Below are 17,184 nucleotides of genomic sequence, written 5' to 3' on the forward strand. Positions count from 1 at the left end.
TGTATCAGGTCGCGTGATTTCTTATTTTGGTGTTTTACGAGTAGAAGGTTGTACATGGCGAACGGAGTCATTATGGAACAATTCAATAAGACCGGAATGAAGTTAAAGAGCTTGGCACTCGCCGTCTCCTTGTCTTTTTCATGGAGTGTTGAAGCGCAAACGTTGGAATTCAAGAGCTGCGTGGAAAAGACTTTAAGTCAGAATCCTGAAATGGCGGTCAGTGCGTCGCGTATCCAGCAGGCAAAATCGGCGTTGAAAGAAGCGACGAATAGCCGTCTTCCACAAATCACTGCGTCGTTGACCGCATCGAATTCAGATAATCCATTGAATGTGTTCGGTATGAAATTGCAGCAGCGTCAAGCCGCTTTAGCAGATTTTGGTTTCGATAGTGCGACTGCAGCAGCTTTTGGTTCTGGCGATTTCGCATACCAGCCTTCCGCGCTGAATCACCCAGATGCCCATACTGATTTTAACACTCGTTTGGAGATGTTGATTCCAGTCTATAACGGCGGCAAGATCAGTGCTTATCAGGAACAGGCCAAAGCGATGATTAAGGCAGCTGAGAGTGGTGATGTCGCGGTCAAGCAGTTCCTTACATTTAATGTCTACCAAGCTTATGAAGCGGTTCATACTGCCCGAGCCTATATTGATGTGGCTGAAAAAGCGGTATTAGCTTCGGATTCTTATGTTAAAACCACTAGCAACTTAGTTGATGAAGGGATTCTAGTTCGTTCCGAGCTGTTGAGTGCACAGGTAAACCAGTCTAACGCCCGAATGGCATTGGAAAAGGCAAAAAATTCAGAAATCGTGGCGCTGGAAAGTCTGAAAATGTTGATGGCGTTGGAGCCGAGCGCACAGATTGATGTTGGGCATCGTGTTGACGTTTCTTTGCCCGTTGAAAATGTAGATGATCTGATTGCCATGGCATTGGCAAGTAATCCAGGGTTGGAAGCCAAGCGAAATGAAGTGAATTCCAGCTTTGCTGCCGTTGGAGTCTCGAAATCCGGGTTGTATCCAAGTTTCAATTTAATGGCTCGTCAAGACTGGAATGACGAGCAGCTAGGCTTTGAAAGCAGCTCTTATACGGTAGCCGGTGTGGTTTCCTGGAAAATCACCGATTTTGGCGTGACGGCAAGTGGCGTCGATAAGGCGAATGCGGCAGCGAAGATGAAGCAGTCCGAATTGCGATCCAAAGAGAATCAGTTGCGCCTTGAAATTATTAAGGCCTGGCATGCGTTGGAAATCGATAAGAAGCAAGTGCATGTTAATCAGTTGGCGGCACAGCAAGCTGAAGAAGCTCAGCGATTGATTTTGAAAAGATATAAAAACGGTGTGGCAACCATTACAGAAGTGCTAGCCGGACAGGCCTTGTTGGACAAGGCGCGTGCCGAAGTGGTTGCGGCGACTTACGACCGAAATATTCAGGCTGCGAAATTACGTCTGAATACCGGTACGATGAGTTTGGCTCAGTTGTAACCTAAACCCGGTTAGTCCAAATCCCCTGTTATTTAGTATTGGTTGTAAAAGAATTTAATTATTGTATTGAGGTTGAAGATGAAGCAGTTTCAAAAAGTGTTGACGTTAGGCGCGTTGATTTCCGCAATTGTTCTGGCTGGTTGTTCACAGGACGAAGGGCACGCGGTTGAAGCGGAAAATCAGCAAGTGATTCAGGCGAAGGTCGGGACGGTTGAATTGGGGACTATTCCTATGACTGCCGTGGTTCCTGGTGCGGTGGTATCCGACCAGAGAGCGCAGATTTCTTCACGCTTGATCGGCTACATCAAAGACTTGAATGTAAAAGTGGGGCAGACCATCGAACGCGGTCAGTTATTGTTCCGAATTGATTCAACGGATGTTAAAAGCCAGATCACTCAAGCTCAGGCAGCTTATCAACAGGCCAAAGCGGCTTTGACTGACGCTAAGTTGGATTATGACCGTTTCACGAAGCTGTATAAAGACGATTCGGTTTCCAAACAGCAATATGACAAGATTACGCTTCAGTACAGCGTTGCACAGGAAAATTTGGCATCGGCCAAGTCCGGTCTCGACCAAGCGAAAGCGCAACTTTCGTATGCTGATGTTCGCGCGCCATTCAGTGGTGTGGTGGTTGAAAAACTTGCGGATGCAGGTGCGTTGGCTTCCCCGGGGCAGCCGATTGTCGTGATTGAAAACCTCCAAAGCGTCAGTGTTCAAACGGAAGTGGCGGAAGACCTTTTTGCGGTATTAAGAAACGGTGATGAAGCGAGCGTTGTCATTGATGCTCAGCCTAAGCCTCTTGTCGGCACCATCTATACGTTGGTCAGTGCCGCTAATCCGAAAACGCGTACCCATACTGTGAAACTGAGCCTGCCTGCTGTTGGTAACATCAACAGTGGAACCTTTGCTCGTGTGAGTTTCAAACGTGGCGAACGACAAACCATTATGGTTCCTAATTCTGCAGTTGTTGATCGCGCAGGGGTTTCAGGGGTATTTGTCGTCAAAGACGGTAAAGCGACTTTTGCCATGGTTCGTGTTGGGATGACTATGAATGGCATGACTGAAATCCAGGCTGGTTTAGGGCTGGGTGAGCAAATCGTTATCGACAACAATCAAAGCATGTTGAATGGCGACGTGGTCGAACCTGTTAAGCAAGGAAGCGAAGGAGCTTAATCGGTATGGCTGAAACACAGAATACGTCTAAGTCTGATTTGAATATCGCCGGTAAGCTGGCAAAGGCGTTTATTCATTCCAAGATCACCATGATGATCATGATTGCAATCACCCTGGCAGGGATGATGGCCTATCTGATCACGCCGCGTGAATATAACCCGCAAATTGTGGTTCCTGCTGCGAATATTATCGTGCCGAAAGGCGGTGCGACGCCGGAAGAAGTTTCCAATATGGCGGTGAAACCGCTGGAAGCGATTATGAACGCTTTGCCGGGTGTGGATCATACCTTTGGGTATGCCACCAACGATTTCGGTGTGGTGACGGTTCAGTTCGAAGTGGGTGAAAATCAGGTAGACAGCTTGGTGAAGGTCTATAACCAGCTGATGCAGAATATGGATAAGATGCCACCGGATACCCAGCAGCCTCTAATTCGTCCGATCAACGTTGACGATGTGCCTATCCTGACTTTGGCGGTTACTTCAAGCGATTTGCCGGGCGTGGCATTGCGAGATCTATCTTTGAAGGTGGTTGAGCATTTGCGAAATGTTCCGGGTGTCTCTTTTACCGAAGTGGTAGGTGGTGACCGCCGTGCCGTGAATGTCTGGTTGGACGCGCAGAAAATCGCTTTGACAGGTCTGACCCTTGAACAAATCAGCGACATGCTGAAAGGAAGCAACGTCTCCTTGCCGGTTGGCTCACTGGTTAATAACAACAAAAACCAGTTGGTTCGCGTTAACGGTTATTTAGGCAACGCCAAAGAGGTCGGAGACATCATCATTGGTGCGGATATGGGGCGCCCGATCTATTTGCACGATATCGCCAAGATTGAAGACGGTCCGGAAGAAGCAGATGCCTATACCCGTATCGGGTTTGGGCCTCATGGCCATCCTGGTGTGCATGGAGAACAGTCGGCTGTAACGATTACCATCGCCAAAAAGCCGGGAACCAATGCGGTTGAGGTGGCCGATGCGGTTCTGAAGAAGATGGATTTCCTCAAGAAGGCAGTTATTCCAGCCAACGTGGACGTTATTGTTACTCGTAACGACGGTGAGAAAGCCAACGCCGCCGTAAATCTGTTGATGGAACACTTGGCGATTGCCGTGGCGTCGGTCATTGTGATTCTGGTCATTTTCCTAGGATGGCGCGAAGCCGGAATCGTGACTTTGACGGTACCGTTGATTCTGTTTGTGGTGCTGTTTGTGGGAATGATTGCCGATCAGACCATTAACCGAATCACGCTATTCGCTCTGATTTTGTCACTGGGATTGTTGGTGGATGCCGCCATCGTGGTCATTGAGAATATCCATAGGCATATCCATGAAGGGTTCGATCCCGAAAAATTCGACGATTTGATGATTAAAGCGACCAACGAGATCGGTAATCCGACCAACGTTGCAACCTTGGCCGTTATTCTGGCGTTCATTCCGATGTTGTTCGTAACCGGGATGATGGGGCCGTTTATGGCACCGATTCCATTCAACGTGCCGGTTGCGATGATTGCCTCTTTGGTGGTGGCTTATATCCTGGTGCCTTATGCGGCATACCGCTGGTTAGGTAAAAAAGCCATCAAAGAGATGCAGGAGCGTGAAAGTCTTGAGGCGCTGCATGTTCATAAAGAAGATTGGATGCAAAGGCTGTACGTCAAGATCATCACGCCGATGATTGAAAGTCGAACCAAGCGCAATGTCTTCTTGTTTGTGGTGTTGATGACCTTGTTTGCCGCAATGCTGCAACCAGCATTGCAGTTCTTGCGTGATGACGGAATGAACAATCCTCTGCATCCGGCTGGTGTGGAAGTGAAGATGCTGCCTTACGACAACACAAGTACTTTATTGGTACAGGTCGATATGCCGGAAGATTCCGCGCTGGAAGCGACGGATCGAGTGGTGCGTCATGTCGGAGCGGAAATCGCCAGAACGATTCATGTTACGGATTACAGTATCTATTTGGGTGAACCGGCACCAATTGATTTTGCTGCACTGGTTCGTGGGGATTTGATCAAGAGAGGTCCGAATTTCGCGCAAATTCGAGTCAATTTGGTGAATAAGCATCATCGTGACGAGTCGTCGCATGATATTGCCATCTTATTGGATGAGAAGCTGGATGAAATCCGCAAGTCGTTCCCGGAAGCGAATATCAAAATCTATGAAACTCCGCCAGGACCACCTGTGACGACTCAGATTATGGCTGAGTTGTACGGGCCGGATTACGATAAGCTTCGTGCTGCGGCAACGGAGATCGACGAGAAGTTCAACAATATTTACGGCATGATCAATGTGGACGATTCTGTGACGTCCGATATTCGCAGTTACGAAATCAATATCGATCGTGAACAGGCGAACTTGTTGGGTGTGGCTCCTGCGCAGGTTGCTAAGATGTTGAGAGATTACATCAATGGCTATGAGCTGGGCTACATGCACTTGGATAATGTGCGCGAGTCGGTCAATATTCTAGTGCGCTTGCCGAAGTCGGAGCGTACCGTCGCTGAACAGCTTTTGTCGCTGAGAGTCCAGGCTCGTTCCGGCGAAGCGGTTCCTCTGTCTGCGGTTGCTAATATTGAGGAAGTGACGTATGCCAAGCCAATTATGGATCGTGATCAGCACCAGATGGTGATGGTTGGCGGTGAGTTGTTACGCTCAAGTCCGGTTTATGCGGTATTGTCACTGGACAAGATGTTGGATGGCGTTACCTTGCCGAACTCCGGCGTGACGTTCCATACGGCTAACTTAGGTTTTGTCACAGCTCAACCCGATGACGTCATGGACTACACGCTTCTTTGGGGTGGTGAGATGCGTCTGACATTGGATGTTTTCCGTGATATGGGAAGTGCATTCATTGTGGCCTTGATCTTCATTTATCTGATTCTGGTCGGCTATTACCGTTCGTTCATGATGCCTGTGATCGTCATGGGGGCGATTCCTCTGACGATGATCGGGGTGTTCCCTGGGCACTGGCTGACCGGGCAGGCGTTCACGGCTACCTCCATGATCGGTGTCATCGCGCTCGCGGGTATCGTGGTACGAAATTCCCTATTGTTGATCGACTTTATCCTGGAATACCGTAAGGAAGGTCAGTCGCTTAAGGATGCGGTTATCGAAGCCGGTAAGGTACGATTCCGTCCGATTCTTCTGACGGCCTTGGCCATCATGTTCGGATCCATGATCATGATTACCGATCCAGTATTCGGCGGTTTGGCGGTTTCATTGATTTTCGGAACTTTGTCTTCCACGGTTCTGACGTTGTTGGTGATTCCTCTGCTTTATTACATCTGGCAGTGGCACGGCGGCGTGAAGCAACAGGAAGCTTTGGAGGCTAAAGCCGAATAATAATTTATCGATAACAAAGCTTGTTTTGTTTATAAAACGCCTTGCCGGAGATGCCGACAAGGCGTTTTTTTTGGATTTGAAAGTGAACAGCCCTGTTCATTATCAAAAATGACGATGGACGAATGTCCTATTTGCTTAATATCGCTATAAAGCACGCCTTATATAGGGTGTTTTTTAAAATAACGCTTGTTAGAATGAGGGTTCTAAAATTCATATTCCAAAGTAGACATATGTCTGAATTTTAGACGAACACTAAACTTGAATAAGGAGTCGTTACGATGGTCAGAAAATTAAAAAGAGTTGCTGCCATTTTAGGTTTGAGCGCTGTGGTTAGTGCGCCGGTTATGGCTGAAGAGCCAATGACGGTAAATGTATCGCGTCTTTCAATGGATGTGGCTAACACAATCGCTGTGAATACGATTAATGCATGTCGTGAAAAAGGGATTCCTGTCAGTGTTACGGTGGTTGACCGTAACGGGATTGTTCAGGCGCAATTAAGAGATACGATTGCTCCGCCTGTTTCATTGGGAATCAGTAAAAAGAAAGCGTATACCGCGGTCATGTTCAATGTAAAAGGGTCGCAGTTAGGTGATCGGGCCAACAGTCCTTTGCAGACAATGGGTGAAGGTTTGGCGTTCATGGCCGGCTCAACGCCTATTCAAGCGGGTGGCAAGTTGTACGGTGCCGTTGGTGTGAGTGGTGCACCGGATGGTAAGGATGATGAAGCTTGCGCGATTGCAGGAGTGGAATCGGTTCAGGATGATTTAGAAATGCAGTAATGTTTTCTAAGTCTTATCTTGTAAAAAAGCCAGCAATTTTGCTGGCTTTTTTGTTTTTGGGGGTCTTATGGGGGCATAAATATAAGAACATAACTATATAAGAATATAACTATATATCAATAACTTATACCCATAAAAGAAAAATATTTTCCTTTTAATACAGTGACTTAACCTCTCATTCAGTACGTTTATTTAACCCTAGAAAATATACTTATTAAGTAATCAAAAGATTTATTTATAAAACCCTATAAATTTCATTGAAGTTGAAAAACGATTCCTATTTAATGGCTTCCAACCGGAAACGGTCTGTTAGAAAAAAATGAGGAATTGGATATGTTGAATGAAGCAAAAGTTTTAGAAATGGTTAAAACAAAACAAATCAAAAAGCAAAAAGGTGCTTCGATGATTGAGTATGCGTTAGTAATTGCGGCTGTGGCGGGAATTGCTGCCTTAGTATTTACTAACTCTACAACTTCAGGTGTCGGTAAAGTAATTAATGACACTGTAACTAAAGCTGCAACAGCTGCTGCATAAGTCAAATGAAGCTTAAAAAGCAACACGGTGCTGTCATGTTGGAAACGGCTTACGTGTTGCCATTTGTATTGGCTGTAATCCTGTTTGTGGTGGAAATTGTCTCCTATGCCATGAACAGTTTTGCCGCTAACGATGTGTTGACGGATGTTCATAGTTCAATCTTAAGTGAAGTATCGGATGTCAGTAATCTGGAGCCGGGTCAATCGCTTTCGTACACACCAATCTATGCTTCATGTAGTTCGGGTAAGGTGGTCCTTCCCACTGGAGTCAATGGTACTTTGACTAATCATGTCAAAACGGCTTTGGAAAATAAGGGAGTAACCTTCAAGGCAGGTGAGCCTATCAGTGCGACTATCTCCAGTAGTTCTGTTTCTGGTTTTGATGTATATGTCATCGATTTTAAGGCAACAGCTAATTCGCTGATATTGCCAGCCGTGTTTGAAGTTATGTTTCCTATGAGTGTCGATACAGTTATTAGTCTTAAAGATAGCTGTACTTCTTAAAGATGAACCATTATCGGGTGCATCGAAATCCTAATTTTATGAGTCGATTATGAAAATACAACGCAGTGATTTCATTCTGTATGGCGTTGCGCTTTTGTCTGCAGTTCTAGCGGTGGGCTTAGTGTACGGATATGTTGAAAATCGGGTTGCCGCTGCAGAAAGCAAAACAGAAGTTAAAACGGTGACTGTGGTCGAAAAACCGGAGTTGCGTTCTGTTGTCGTGGCAAACCGGGATTTGTATCGGGGTGAAAAGATCGAGATAGACGACATCAAAGTGTTAATGGTGCCGACAGAAGGTGTGATTGCGAAAGGTGTCATGACGCAACCAACAGCCGTTGTGGGGCACATCGCCAAGCAGAATATTTTTGCCGGCGAATGGATGATTGATCAGAAAATCGGTTTGCAGGAAGAAACCGATAGCAGTGTTGAAGCGTTGTTGGAAAAAGGGATGCGCGCCATACGTATTCCCGTATCGGCTGAAAGCGGTCTGTTAGGGATGTTGAATCCGAGCGATCATGTCGATGTCATCAGTGTGTTTGAAAGTGCGGATGGAAAGCGCATGATCAGTCGTACGATTCTGCAGAATGTTGAGGTTTTATCGATTGGGCAGACGAACCGGATGGGGCAAATGAAACCGGAGGATGTTCAAGAGGCGACTAAGAACCAGCAGGGAGAAGCATTTGTAAAAGCGTCCATGGTTGCCTTGAATGTGAATACGAGGCAAGCCGAGCAGATAGCCTTGGCCATGAATGTCGGTGCGATTCATTTAGCCCTTAGAGGCCCTGCCGATGTTGAGCTGGTGGAAACCGACGGCGTTAATGTCAAAGTGATGGAGCGCGGAAAGCAGCGTCCTCCGAAGTTTAAACCGAAACGGAATCGTGATGTGATTCAAATCATGCAGGGTGACAGTGTTCAAGAGGTGATTACGCAATGAGTGCAATTTCAAAGTTGATAAGAAAATCGGCATTAATGATGAGCTTGGGGATGGTTGTATTTCCGATGGATGTCCATGCCGCATTGGAAAAGGTTTATAACCTGACGGAGACGGACAGTCAGATTATTAAGTTTGATCAGGCCTTGAAACGAGCATTGATCGCCAATCCGGAATTGGCGACGGTAAAAGTCCTGAGTAAAAATGAGTTGTTAATCACAGGTAAAGGGGCTGGCCGAACCCAGCTGATTGTGACTTATCGTGATGTTCCAAATGTAGATCACAAGGTGGTGTTGAATGTTGCACCAGACCAGTCTCGTAGAGAAGAAATTGAATCCACGCTCGATAAACTCCTCAAGGACCTGAATCCTCAAGGAACGGTTTCTTATGAATTGAAGAATATTTGGATAAATCCGGAAAGTGCGGTACGCCGTGAAGTGGATCGAATCGGTAATCAAGTCGATGATGATGCAACTTTGAAAACCAGTAAGCGTAAGGATAAGGAAGTTTTGCAGTCCGAGCAGTCGGCTGGAAGCCTAGGCGTTCAGCCTATAGCCGGTAATTACATGGTGTTGCTGAGCGGCGAAGTGCCGAACAAGGCGCAAAAAAAACGCATCCAATCGGTTATTTCGGCATTGGGACTAAGTGTCGTCAACATGGTGAAAGTGACAGGACCTCAGCAAGTTAAATTATCAGTCCGTGTAGCTGAAGTTGTCAAAGGTAATCCTTTCCGTAGCGGTTTTGCGGCAAGGGACAAGAAAGACCGCTATGGAATCTTTCCACCGGGTAACTTAGGAACAACAGCCAGTTTTTTGTTGAATGTGGACGAAGTCGCTTCGGGTACACCTGCGGGCATGGTATTTCCACATCCGGATGGTTTTCAAATCGGAGTGAATCCTCGTGAGGGGAATTTATTCGGAGTTCTATCCATTCTCGAAGAAAACAACCTGGCTCGTGTTTTAGCCAAGCCGGAGTTGATTGTGCAGTCAGGTGAAACGGCCGACTTTTTGGTTGGAGGAGAGGTGCCGATTCCGACAGCTCAGCATCAGGACACGATCACGGTTACTTATAAAGAGTTTGGTGTACGTCTGCGTTTCAGTCCGGTCATTACCGAATCCGGTGATATTCAGATGACAGTGGCGCCGGAAGTGAGCAATATCGACGAAAGTGCCGGGGCGCAAACGGGTAGTATCGTTGTTCCCGGGTTCCGTTCGCGCAGAGCGAATACCACCATCACGTTGGCACCGGGGCAAAGTTTTGTGATCGGTGGTTTGATTCAGGATAACTTGCGATCCACCGTGTCCAAGATTCCGTTACTGGGCGATATTCCGATTATCGGTGCTCTTTTCCGTTCCACAAGTTATGAAAAGGATCAGTCTGAGTTGGCGATTCTCGTCACCCCGACATTTGTTGAGCCGATTGAAGCGGGAACCAAAGTGTCTTTGCCGGGTGAAAGATTGCAGCGACCGAGTGCAGCAGACGGTTTCTTTATGGGTAAAGTCGCCGAATTATTGCCGGAAGGTGAGAGTGCTTTGCCAGAACTGGCCGTGAAGATCGGATTGGAGAAACCTTGATATGAATCAGCCTTTGCCAGCCAATTCAATTGCTCTGAAGCAGGCGCTTTATTTTGGATCGGATGACGATCTGAAGGAAGCGGTACGCGTATCGGTCATGTCCAAATACTATTTGGAAACCATGGATGAGATTCCTCATATCTGGCCGGAAGAGGTCAATCTGGTGTTGTTGGAATACCATGGGAATTCCGAAGAGATTTTGGAGAAAACCAATCAAATTTTGACTTTAGCGAAAGGGGTGCCCGTATACATCCTTCTTAAGGAAAAAGATGCGGACTTCATCATCGAGGCAAACCATCAAGGTGTGCAGGGCTTTATCGAATGTCCGAACGAGGTGTTCAGCATTCTTTCTATCCTGCATATGCAGGATCGTCGTCGCCAAGGCAAGAACGGAAACGTTTCATCGATGTTCAGTCTAAAGGGGGGCGTAGGCTGCACTGCTTTGGCAGCCAATCTGGCATCTCACTTGAACGATTTGACCGAAGGTAAAACCGTTCTGGTGGATCTTAATATGCCGTTGGGAGATACGTCACTCTATCTAAATATGGAAGGTCAGCGCCTCTATTCGTTGACAGATTTCGTTTATAACCTGAATCGTTTTGACGAGAAGCTGATCTATAAATCACTGAGCCGTCATGAATCGGGACTTTATGTTTTGTCCCTACCGAGTGAAGTCAGTGAATTAGATAATTTGAACGGCGAATTGGTCAAGACCATCATTCAGTCGCTACGTCGATACTACGACCATGTGATCATCGATTGTGCCAGTGACCTTTCGGATATGACGCTTAGCTGCCTCGATGAATCCGACAACATTGTTCTGGTGGCAGAACCTTCATTGTCTTCTTTCCGTGCGGTCAATACCGCGATTCAGTTGACTCAGAAACTCGGTTATTTGAAAGACTCTATCAAGTTGGTCGTTAATCGCAGTACCAGTCAGGACGACGAAGTGCTTGAAGAGGTGGTTGATGCATTGGATGTCAGTACGGTCGCCCGTGTTGCAAACGATTATTTGGGATTCAATGAATCCTTGAAAGAGGGGCGTCTTCTTAAGGATTATAAGCCGGAATCGATCGTTAATAAGCAGCTGTTGAATATCGCCAATATGCTACACAACGGTAGTCTGAAGCTGGATGTCGAAGAATCGCGAGTCGCTAAATCGAGTAGCGTAAAAGGTGTATTGAGCAGTTGGCTGGTCGCTTATCGTGCCAAGATGAAAGCCAAATCGAAGAAAAAGTCGAAGTCATCTAATGGTAAAGAGGCCGTTTCAGCCATCGAAAAAAATATTGTGGNCAAGATGAAAGCCAAATCGAAGAAAAAGTCGAAGTCATCTAATGGTAAAGAGGCCGTTTCAGCCATCGAAAAAAATATTGTGGTGTCCTAAATGAATATTCGAGACCGTTTACGTCAGGTTGAGCAGCAGCGCCACGTTTCGGCAGAGCTGAATGATAAAAATCAGGCCGAAAATTTAGGCATGGGTGAAGCCGCCCGTAATGCGATGAATGACGTCAACATGGCGCAAAACTCTTCATTTTTAGAAATTAAACGTCGGTGTCAGAAAAAGGCCGCTGAAGACGATGCATTTTATCAGGCAGACAGCAAGGAAACCCGTCAGGAACTCAAACCGCGTTTGGAATTGCTGGTTCGAGACATCGCGGCGGAAATGGGATATCCCCTATCGGATATCGAAGTTCGTCAGCTTGGAGTGGAACTACTTGATGAAATCTATGGTCTGGGGCCGATTGAACCTTTACTGGCCGATCCGACGATTTCCGACATTCTGATTAATGGTTATAACCAAATTTATGTGGAGCGGGGTGGACAACTTGAACTGAGTGATGTGAGTTTCATCAGTGAAGAGCATCTGCGCAACAAGGTCGACCGTATGCTTTATACGACCGGCCGCCGTGTGGATGAGTCGTCTCCTCTGGTGGATGCACGATTGCCGGATGGTTCGCGTATCAACATCATCATTCCGCCACTTGCCGTCGATGGAATTAGTGTTTCAATCCGTCGTTTCCCGGAACAGCATTTGCGCCCTAAAGACCTGATTGCATTTGGATCCATGACCGAACAGATGTTCCAATTTCTGGATTATGCGGTTAAAGCCGGGTTGAACATTCTGGTTTGTGGCGGTACCGGATCCGGTAAAACCACGACCTTGAATATGCTTTCTGGATTGATCCCCGATAACGAGCGTACCGTTACCATTGAAGACAGTGCCGAATTAAGAATGCAGCAGGCTCATGTGGTACGTCTTGAAACCCGTCCGCCCAATGCCGAAGGGGTCGGGGAAGTCTCCCAGCGCGAGCTGCTTAAAAACGCTTTGCGTATGAGACCAGACCGGATTGTTCTGGGCGAGGTTCGCGGTGGAGAAGTACTGGATATGCTTCAAGCCATGAATACCGGGCATGACGGTTCTTTGGCTACACTTCACGCGAACAGTCCACGCGACAGCATTGCGCGACTGGAGTTGATGATCAATTTGAGTGGAGTGGACATTCCGGCTACTTCCATTCGAAAACAGATTGCCAGTGCGATCGACCTCATTATTTATGTAAACCGTGGTAAGGACGGTAAGCGTCGGGTTGAGTCGATCACTGAAGTGGCCGGGATCGAAGAGGAAAACGTGGTGTTACAGGAAATTTTCGTGTTCGAGAATAAGTTGGATAAGGCAACGGATCGAATGAAGGGCATTTTCCGTGCGACCGGTTTGCGTCCAGGCTGTGGCAAGAAGTGTGAAGCGGTAGGGTATCGATTGCCTTCGGATCTTTTTAATTTCTCACAGGAAGTCGCCTGATGGATTTTGGCTTTGTGATTGTCGCCTTGGCGATCTGCTTTCCGTTTTTTGTGTTTGGGTTTGGCGTGACAATCAAAAGACAGCAGCAAAGGCGTAATGAACTTCGCGCTTTATTGGTTCGGGCGGGCATCAATCAGCTGGAACAAAAAACGATTCAAGATCAGTTAATGCAGCAAAAACAAAAGCCGTGGTTTATCTGGTTGAGTGGTAAATTCAAGAAAGCCGGAATGGCTCGAAAAAATGACGTTATCCGATTGGTGGTTATTCAGGCTTTGTTGTTGTTTGTCAGTGCCTTTTTGATTGCTACCCGGTTTAACGACCTTAACGAAAAGACGATTGTTTTGAGTGTGTTGCTTCCTTTGTTGCCGGTCATCTATTTGCAACTCAAGATTCATCAACGTCAAAAAGAGTTGAGGAATCAGTTTCCCGATATGTTGGATTCGATTGTCCGTTCATTGCATTCCGGATATGGGATTGATGGAGCCATTGCGGCAATTGGTGAAGACATGAAAGGACCTCTGGCTCAGGAATTGAAGGAAGTGAGCAAACAGCTCACTTTGGGAATTAGCATGCGAGATATCTTGCGGGAATTTCAACGCAGGGTAGATTTGCCCGAAGCCCAGTTTTTCGTGATTACCCTGATTATTCAGCGTGAGACCGGTGGACAGTTGTCATCGATTCTGACCGAGCTTTCACGCTTAATGCGTCGTCGAGAAAAATTCCAAGCCAAGCTAAAGACGTTGACAGCCGAATCCCGTTTTACAGCTTGGTTTATTGGAGGAGCTCCGGTTGCTTACATTGCGTACAAGTATTTTTTTGACCCTGAATCCATGGATTTCTTTTTGAACGATCCTCTGGGTTATAAGTTGTTTTGGGGTTCTGTGATCTTGATTTTCATGGGAACGATGATTTTACGCCACATGTTAAAGATGAGGTTTTGATAATGCTGTCTTTTTCTTTGTTGTTGGTTGTGACGGCCTGTCTTTCTTTTTTCAGTGCATGGCTGTTACTGAACCGTCTGTTAAAGGCCCAGAGTACACAACTTCAAAAAGAACGCCTTAAGGCGCGTGTTGGATTGGCAAATCAATATGCCAAACAGAAAAGTCATAGCTCTCATTGTTGGTGGTGTTCTTTAGGACGTGCCATCGGTCCTAAGAGTGCGAAAGAGATTTCTGTACTGCAGAGGCAATTGGTAAGCGCGGGATTCCGGCATGAACGTTATATCGGGGCCTATTTTTTTATTAAGTATGGCTTGGTTTTGTTTTCCGCTATGGTTATGGCTTTGTTGTGGAGTTGGCAGGGTATCTCAGTCGTTTGGATTTTGGCTGTTCCTATCGTTTTGTTGTTGTTACCTGAACGGATATTGATACAGATGGGGCAGACACGTTTGGCGAAAATCAGTCACCATTTGCCTGATTTCCTGGATATGTGCAACATCTGTATGAACGCCGGGTTGAGTTATTTGGTCGCCGTAAAACGTGTTGCGAGTGAATTGAGAGAGGTTCATCCCGAAATTTGTTATGAGTTTGAGTATCTTTTAGATCAGATCCAGTTGGGTGTTCCAAGAGTTGAGGCTTTACGTCAGTTCGCAGAACGTAATCCAACACGTGATATTCAGAGTTTGGTGCAAGTGCTGATTCAGAATGAGAAGTTAGGGAGCTCAATCGGTGATTCATTAAGTGAGTTTTCACGCAGAATGTATTCGAATCGTGAGCAGGAGATGGAAGAGAAGGCGGCTAAAGCATCGGCCAAGATGGCGGTTGTGATTATGCCGTTCTTAATGGTGCCGTATTTGATTTTATTACTGGGCGAAAAAATGGTCATGCTTGGAAGAGGGTTCTAAATGAATAGCAAACTAATTCAACAGCTTAAGACTTGGGTAAGAGTTGGGTTTTTAACAGGCCTGTTAGGTACGGTTTCGGCATGTTCTCAGATACCAAATAAGATGAGCAGTCAGATCGATTACGCCAAGTATTCCCAAAAGGAAAAGCCTTTGGCAACTCAATTGAACGATAAAGAAGAGTATGAGTTTGTAATGGACTTGGCTCGTCTTGAACTTAACAGAAAGCGTTACGAGAGAGCAGAATCCTTGTTGCAGAAGTTACGCAAAGAGGAGGTTAAGGATATTCGATTATACCGTTTGTTGGGTCAAGTCTATGAAGCACGCCATAAAACCCAGATGGCTCTGATTGCATGGCAAGAGGCAAACAAGCTAACGGATAAGACGTTAGATGATGAATCAGAGTTGGCGCGGATGTCGTTGGTGGAAGGCCATTATTCTGTCGCGGAAACGGTTTACCAGGGGTGGTTGAAAAAGTCTGAAGGGGCCGTTCAGGTTAGTGCATTGAATAATTTAGGGTTCAGTTCGCTTTTGCAGAAGCGTTATACGCAGGCTCAGAGTTATTTCGAACAGGCTTTGAAGAAAGATCCTCTGAATAGCAAGGCTTTGAATAACTTGAAACTGGTAAAAACCCTGGTGGACTAGATGACTCGTTTGCAACGAAATTTAACTCAAGCAGCTAAGCTGCGTTTAAGACAAAAGTGGCTGGAAAAGCAGCGGGGCGTTGTCACCGTATTAGGCATTGCTTCCATTGTGGTGTCCTTGTTTGCATTTCAGCAGGTAATGGAATTCGGCAACATGAAATTGTTGGACCGAAAATTGGACAATTATGCCAAAACAGTCGCCAGTGTTGCTTTGCGATCCGAGTTGGCTATTACCAAGGAGGGTATGGATGCCGGCACGATACCAGTGGATCAGACCGATCAAGTTGTCGACAGCTTGTTGACGAAAGTCGGTATGTATATTCAAGCCAGTGACAGTAATGCTGTCAATTTATATAAAAAAATTACTTTTGGGAATTTTGATGCGGATGGTAATTTCGTTGCTTTGACCAGTGATGCTTCCAATCCTAAAGCAGCCGACCCGGTTCCAGACTTCAGCGCTGTTGCTGTACAGTTGTGGAGTTCGGATAGTTTTTACGGCTTTACGCCGCAGGGCAAGGCGCTTTATGGGTTGTCAAAAACAGATCAGGATTCCGATTCGGATTGTTATTGCAAGAACCGATACAACAGTTGCGTGAGTGCCGAGATAAGTACTACGGATTTATCAATGCTGCCTACTGGCGATGCCGATGCGATTAGTGTCGCGAATTCTGCCGCAAGGAAAAGTTACTGTCGTTATGGGTGGACAGCAACATTGGCGGCAAAAACTAAATATCCTTATGCGGAGTTTAATAATCCTTGGATAGGGAAGCCGTTGGATAGTTCGAATATGTTTTCGTTTTTCAGTACAAGTTATTCTGACTCCGCCGTATTTAATGATGTCTTAAGTCAAAAGCCAGTCAGTGTGGTAGACGGTGTGGACGAGCTGAATCAATCGAGCAGTATGTGTTTTTGCATGCCTTCGGGGGGACGTACGATTTATGGGGATAATAATTCATCCACAGCCATGGTTTATGACGATGCATATCTTAGTGATCGTTCTCAGTACCGATGTGAAAAATCATTTTCGAGTGCTGGTCAGTCATGTTCAGACGCAAGTGGTGGTGGTTGGTTTTCACCTAAGGAAAAGGTGTATTTTTCCGATGCTGTATATGTAGGTTATGAAGGAACCTGCATAGCCGGTACCAGCGGAGCCTCCGTTTCAAGTTGTCTTTCCTATGATGATTCAGGGACAACTCGGTATGAAAGCTGTTTAGATATTGTCCGTCGAGAAGCGACAAGCATGAATTTCTTCGAGCGAATGATCGCCTTCTTTTTCGGGCCTTGGTTGGACTGGGGAAAATCCTATGAAGGCTTGAACTGCGAAATGAAAAAGATGAAATACGTGGGTTGGTTCTTTTGGGGGGGCTGGGTAGACGTTTAATCCATTTTGGGCAGGCCTGTTCAAAACACAGCATTGGAATTTGGTTTATCTGACTAGACATGTTCTGCCAGAACCTATATAATCCGCCATTCCTTCGGAGAGCTGTCTGAGTGGCTGAAGGAGCTCGCCTGGAAAGCGGGTATAGGTTAATACCTATCGGGGGTTCGAATCCCCCGCTCTCCGCCATGCGGGTATCGTATATTGGCTATTACCTCGGCCTTCC

Annotated in this window: 14 protein-coding genes and 1 tRNA gene; all 15 read left to right on the plus strand. The window is 46.3% G+C overall.

From position 1 onward, the window contains the following. Window positions 1-72 precede the first annotated feature (72 nt). The 15 genes from QCB45_RS11155 to QCB45_RS11225 all read left to right on the plus strand — a co-directional run bounded on the left by QCB45_RS11155 (window position 73) and on the right by QCB45_RS11225 (window position 17,147). Complete coding sequence (locus QCB45_RS11155; protein ID WP_279421121.1) at window positions 73-1,476, plus strand: TolC family protein; 1,404 nt, start codon at window positions 73-75, stop codon at window positions 1,474-1,476. A 78-nt stretch (window positions 1,477-1,554) separates the two neighbouring features. Further along, window positions 1,555-2,649 carry an efflux RND transporter periplasmic adaptor subunit gene (locus QCB45_RS11160; protein ID WP_279421123.1) on the plus strand — a complete coding sequence of 365 codons (1,095 nt, stop codon included), beginning with the start codon at window positions 1,555-1,557 and terminating at the stop codon, window positions 2,647-2,649. Window positions 2,650-2,654: 5 nt separating this feature from the next. Further along, complete coding sequence (locus QCB45_RS11165; protein WP_279421125.1) at window positions 2,655-5,975, plus strand: efflux RND transporter permease subunit; 3,321 nt, start codon at window positions 2,655-2,657, stop codon at window positions 5,973-5,975. A 278-nt stretch (window positions 5,976-6,253) separates the two neighbouring features. After that, window positions 6,254-6,754 (plus strand): heme-binding protein, encoded by a 501-nt coding sequence (locus QCB45_RS11170; protein ID WP_279421127.1) that lies wholly within the window; start codon window positions 6,254-6,256, stop codon window positions 6,752-6,754. Between the two features lie 333 nt (window positions 6,755-7,087). Beyond that, on the plus strand, window positions 7,088-7,288 hold the full coding sequence (locus tag QCB45_RS11175) for a hypothetical protein (RefSeq protein WP_279421128.1): 201 nt from the start codon (window positions 7,088-7,090) through the stop codon (window positions 7,286-7,288). A 35-nt stretch (window positions 7,289-7,323) separates the two neighbouring features. Continuing rightward, window positions 7,324-7,791 carry a hypothetical protein gene (locus tag QCB45_RS11180; RefSeq protein ID WP_279421130.1) on the plus strand — a complete coding sequence of 156 codons (468 nt, stop codon included), beginning with the start codon at window positions 7,324-7,326 and terminating at the stop codon, window positions 7,789-7,791. 49 nt (window positions 7,792-7,840) lie between these two features. Next, window positions 7,841-8,725, plus strand: coding sequence for a Flp pilus assembly protein CpaB (gene cpaB / locus QCB45_RS11185; RefSeq protein ID WP_279421131.1), 885 nt, complete (start codon window positions 7,841-7,843; stop codon window positions 8,723-8,725). After that, on the plus strand, window positions 8,722-10,296 hold the full coding sequence (locus tag QCB45_RS11190; protein WP_279421132.1) for a pilus assembly protein N-terminal domain-containing protein: 1,575 nt from the start codon (window positions 8,722-8,724) through the stop codon (window positions 10,294-10,296). Before cpaB ends, QCB45_RS11190 begins: the two co-directional genes overlap by 4 nt. Before the next feature lies 1 nt (window position 10,297). After that, window positions 10,298-11,680: an AAA family ATPase gene (locus QCB45_RS11195; protein WP_279421133.1), complete on the plus strand. Its 1,383-nt coding sequence runs from the start codon at window positions 10,298-10,300 to the stop codon at window positions 11,678-11,680. After that, window positions 11,681-13,096: a CpaF family protein gene (locus tag QCB45_RS11200; RefSeq protein WP_279421135.1), complete on the plus strand. Its 1,416-nt coding sequence runs from the start codon at window positions 11,681-11,683 to the stop codon at window positions 13,094-13,096. Beyond that, complete coding sequence (locus QCB45_RS11205; RefSeq protein WP_279421136.1) at window positions 13,096-14,037, plus strand: type II secretion system F family protein; 942 nt, start codon at window positions 13,096-13,098, stop codon at window positions 14,035-14,037. The genes QCB45_RS11200 and QCB45_RS11205 overlap by 1 nt, the downstream gene beginning before the upstream one ends. Before the next feature lie 2 nt (window positions 14,038-14,039). Beyond that, entirely contained in the window at window positions 14,040-14,939 is a 900-nt protein-coding gene (locus QCB45_RS11210; RefSeq protein ID WP_279421138.1) for a type II secretion system F family protein, read from the plus strand. Continuing rightward, window positions 14,940-15,581, plus strand: coding sequence for a tetratricopeptide repeat protein (locus tag QCB45_RS11215; RefSeq protein ID WP_279421139.1), 642 nt, complete (start codon window positions 14,940-14,942; stop codon window positions 15,579-15,581). After that, the gene (locus tag QCB45_RS11220; RefSeq protein ID WP_279421140.1) at window positions 15,582-16,961 is read left to right on the plus strand and encodes a hypothetical protein; all 1,380 of its coding nucleotides are present in this window, start codon (window positions 15,582-15,584) and stop codon (window positions 16,959-16,961) included. Between the two features lie 96 nt (window positions 16,962-17,057). Further along, a tRNA-Ser gene (locus QCB45_RS11225) sits at window positions 17,058-17,147 on the plus strand. Window positions 17,148-17,184: the final 37 nt, after the last annotated feature.

Source organism: Thiomicrorhabdus sp. ZW0627 (genome assembly GCF_029767005.1).
In the GTDB taxonomy this organism is placed as follows: domain Bacteria; phylum Pseudomonadota; class Gammaproteobacteria; order Thiomicrospirales; family Thiomicrospiraceae; genus Thiomicrorhabdus.

Coding starts and splice junctions, on each gene's coding strand:
- QCB45_RS11200 (WP_279421135.1), top strand. CDS start 11,681: ATGAATATTCGAGACCGTTTACGTCAGGTTGAGCAGCAGCGCCACGTT.
- QCB45_RS11220 (WP_279421140.1), top strand. CDS start 15,582: ATGACTCGTTTGCAACGAAATTTAACTCAAGCAGCTAAGCTGCGTTTA.
- QCB45_RS11215 (WP_279421139.1), top strand. CDS start 14,940: ATGAATAGCAAACTAATTCAACAGCTTAAGACTTGGGTAAGAGTTGGG.
- QCB45_RS11170 (WP_279421127.1), top strand. CDS start 6,254: ATGGTCAGAAAATTAAAAAGAGTTGCTGCCATTTTAGGTTTGAGCGCT.
- QCB45_RS11210 (WP_279421138.1), top strand. CDS start 14,040: ATGCTGTCTTTTTCTTTGTTGTTGGTTGTGACGGCCTGTCTTTCTTTT.
- QCB45_RS11155 (WP_279421121.1), top strand. CDS start 73: ATGGAACAATTCAATAAGACCGGAATGAAGTTAAAGAGCTTGGCACTC.
- QCB45_RS11205 (WP_279421136.1), top strand. CDS start 13,096: ATGGATTTTGGCTTTGTGATTGTCGCCTTGGCGATCTGCTTTCCGTTT.
- QCB45_RS11175 (WP_279421128.1), top strand. CDS start 7,088: ATGTTGAATGAAGCAAAAGTTTTAGAAATGGTTAAAACAAAACAAATC.
- QCB45_RS11160 (WP_279421123.1), top strand. CDS start 1,555: ATGAAGCAGTTTCAAAAAGTGTTGACGTTAGGCGCGTTGATTTCCGCA.
- QCB45_RS11180 (WP_279421130.1), top strand. CDS start 7,324: ATGTTGGAAACGGCTTACGTGTTGCCATTTGTATTGGCTGTAATCCTG.
- QCB45_RS11165 (WP_279421125.1), top strand. CDS start 2,655: ATGGCTGAAACACAGAATACGTCTAAGTCTGATTTGAATATCGCCGGT.
- cpaB (WP_279421131.1), top strand. CDS start 7,841: ATGAAAATACAACGCAGTGATTTCATTCTGTATGGCGTTGCGCTTTTG.
- QCB45_RS11190 (WP_279421132.1), top strand. CDS start 8,722: ATGAGTGCAATTTCAAAGTTGATAAGAAAATCGGCATTAATGATGAGC.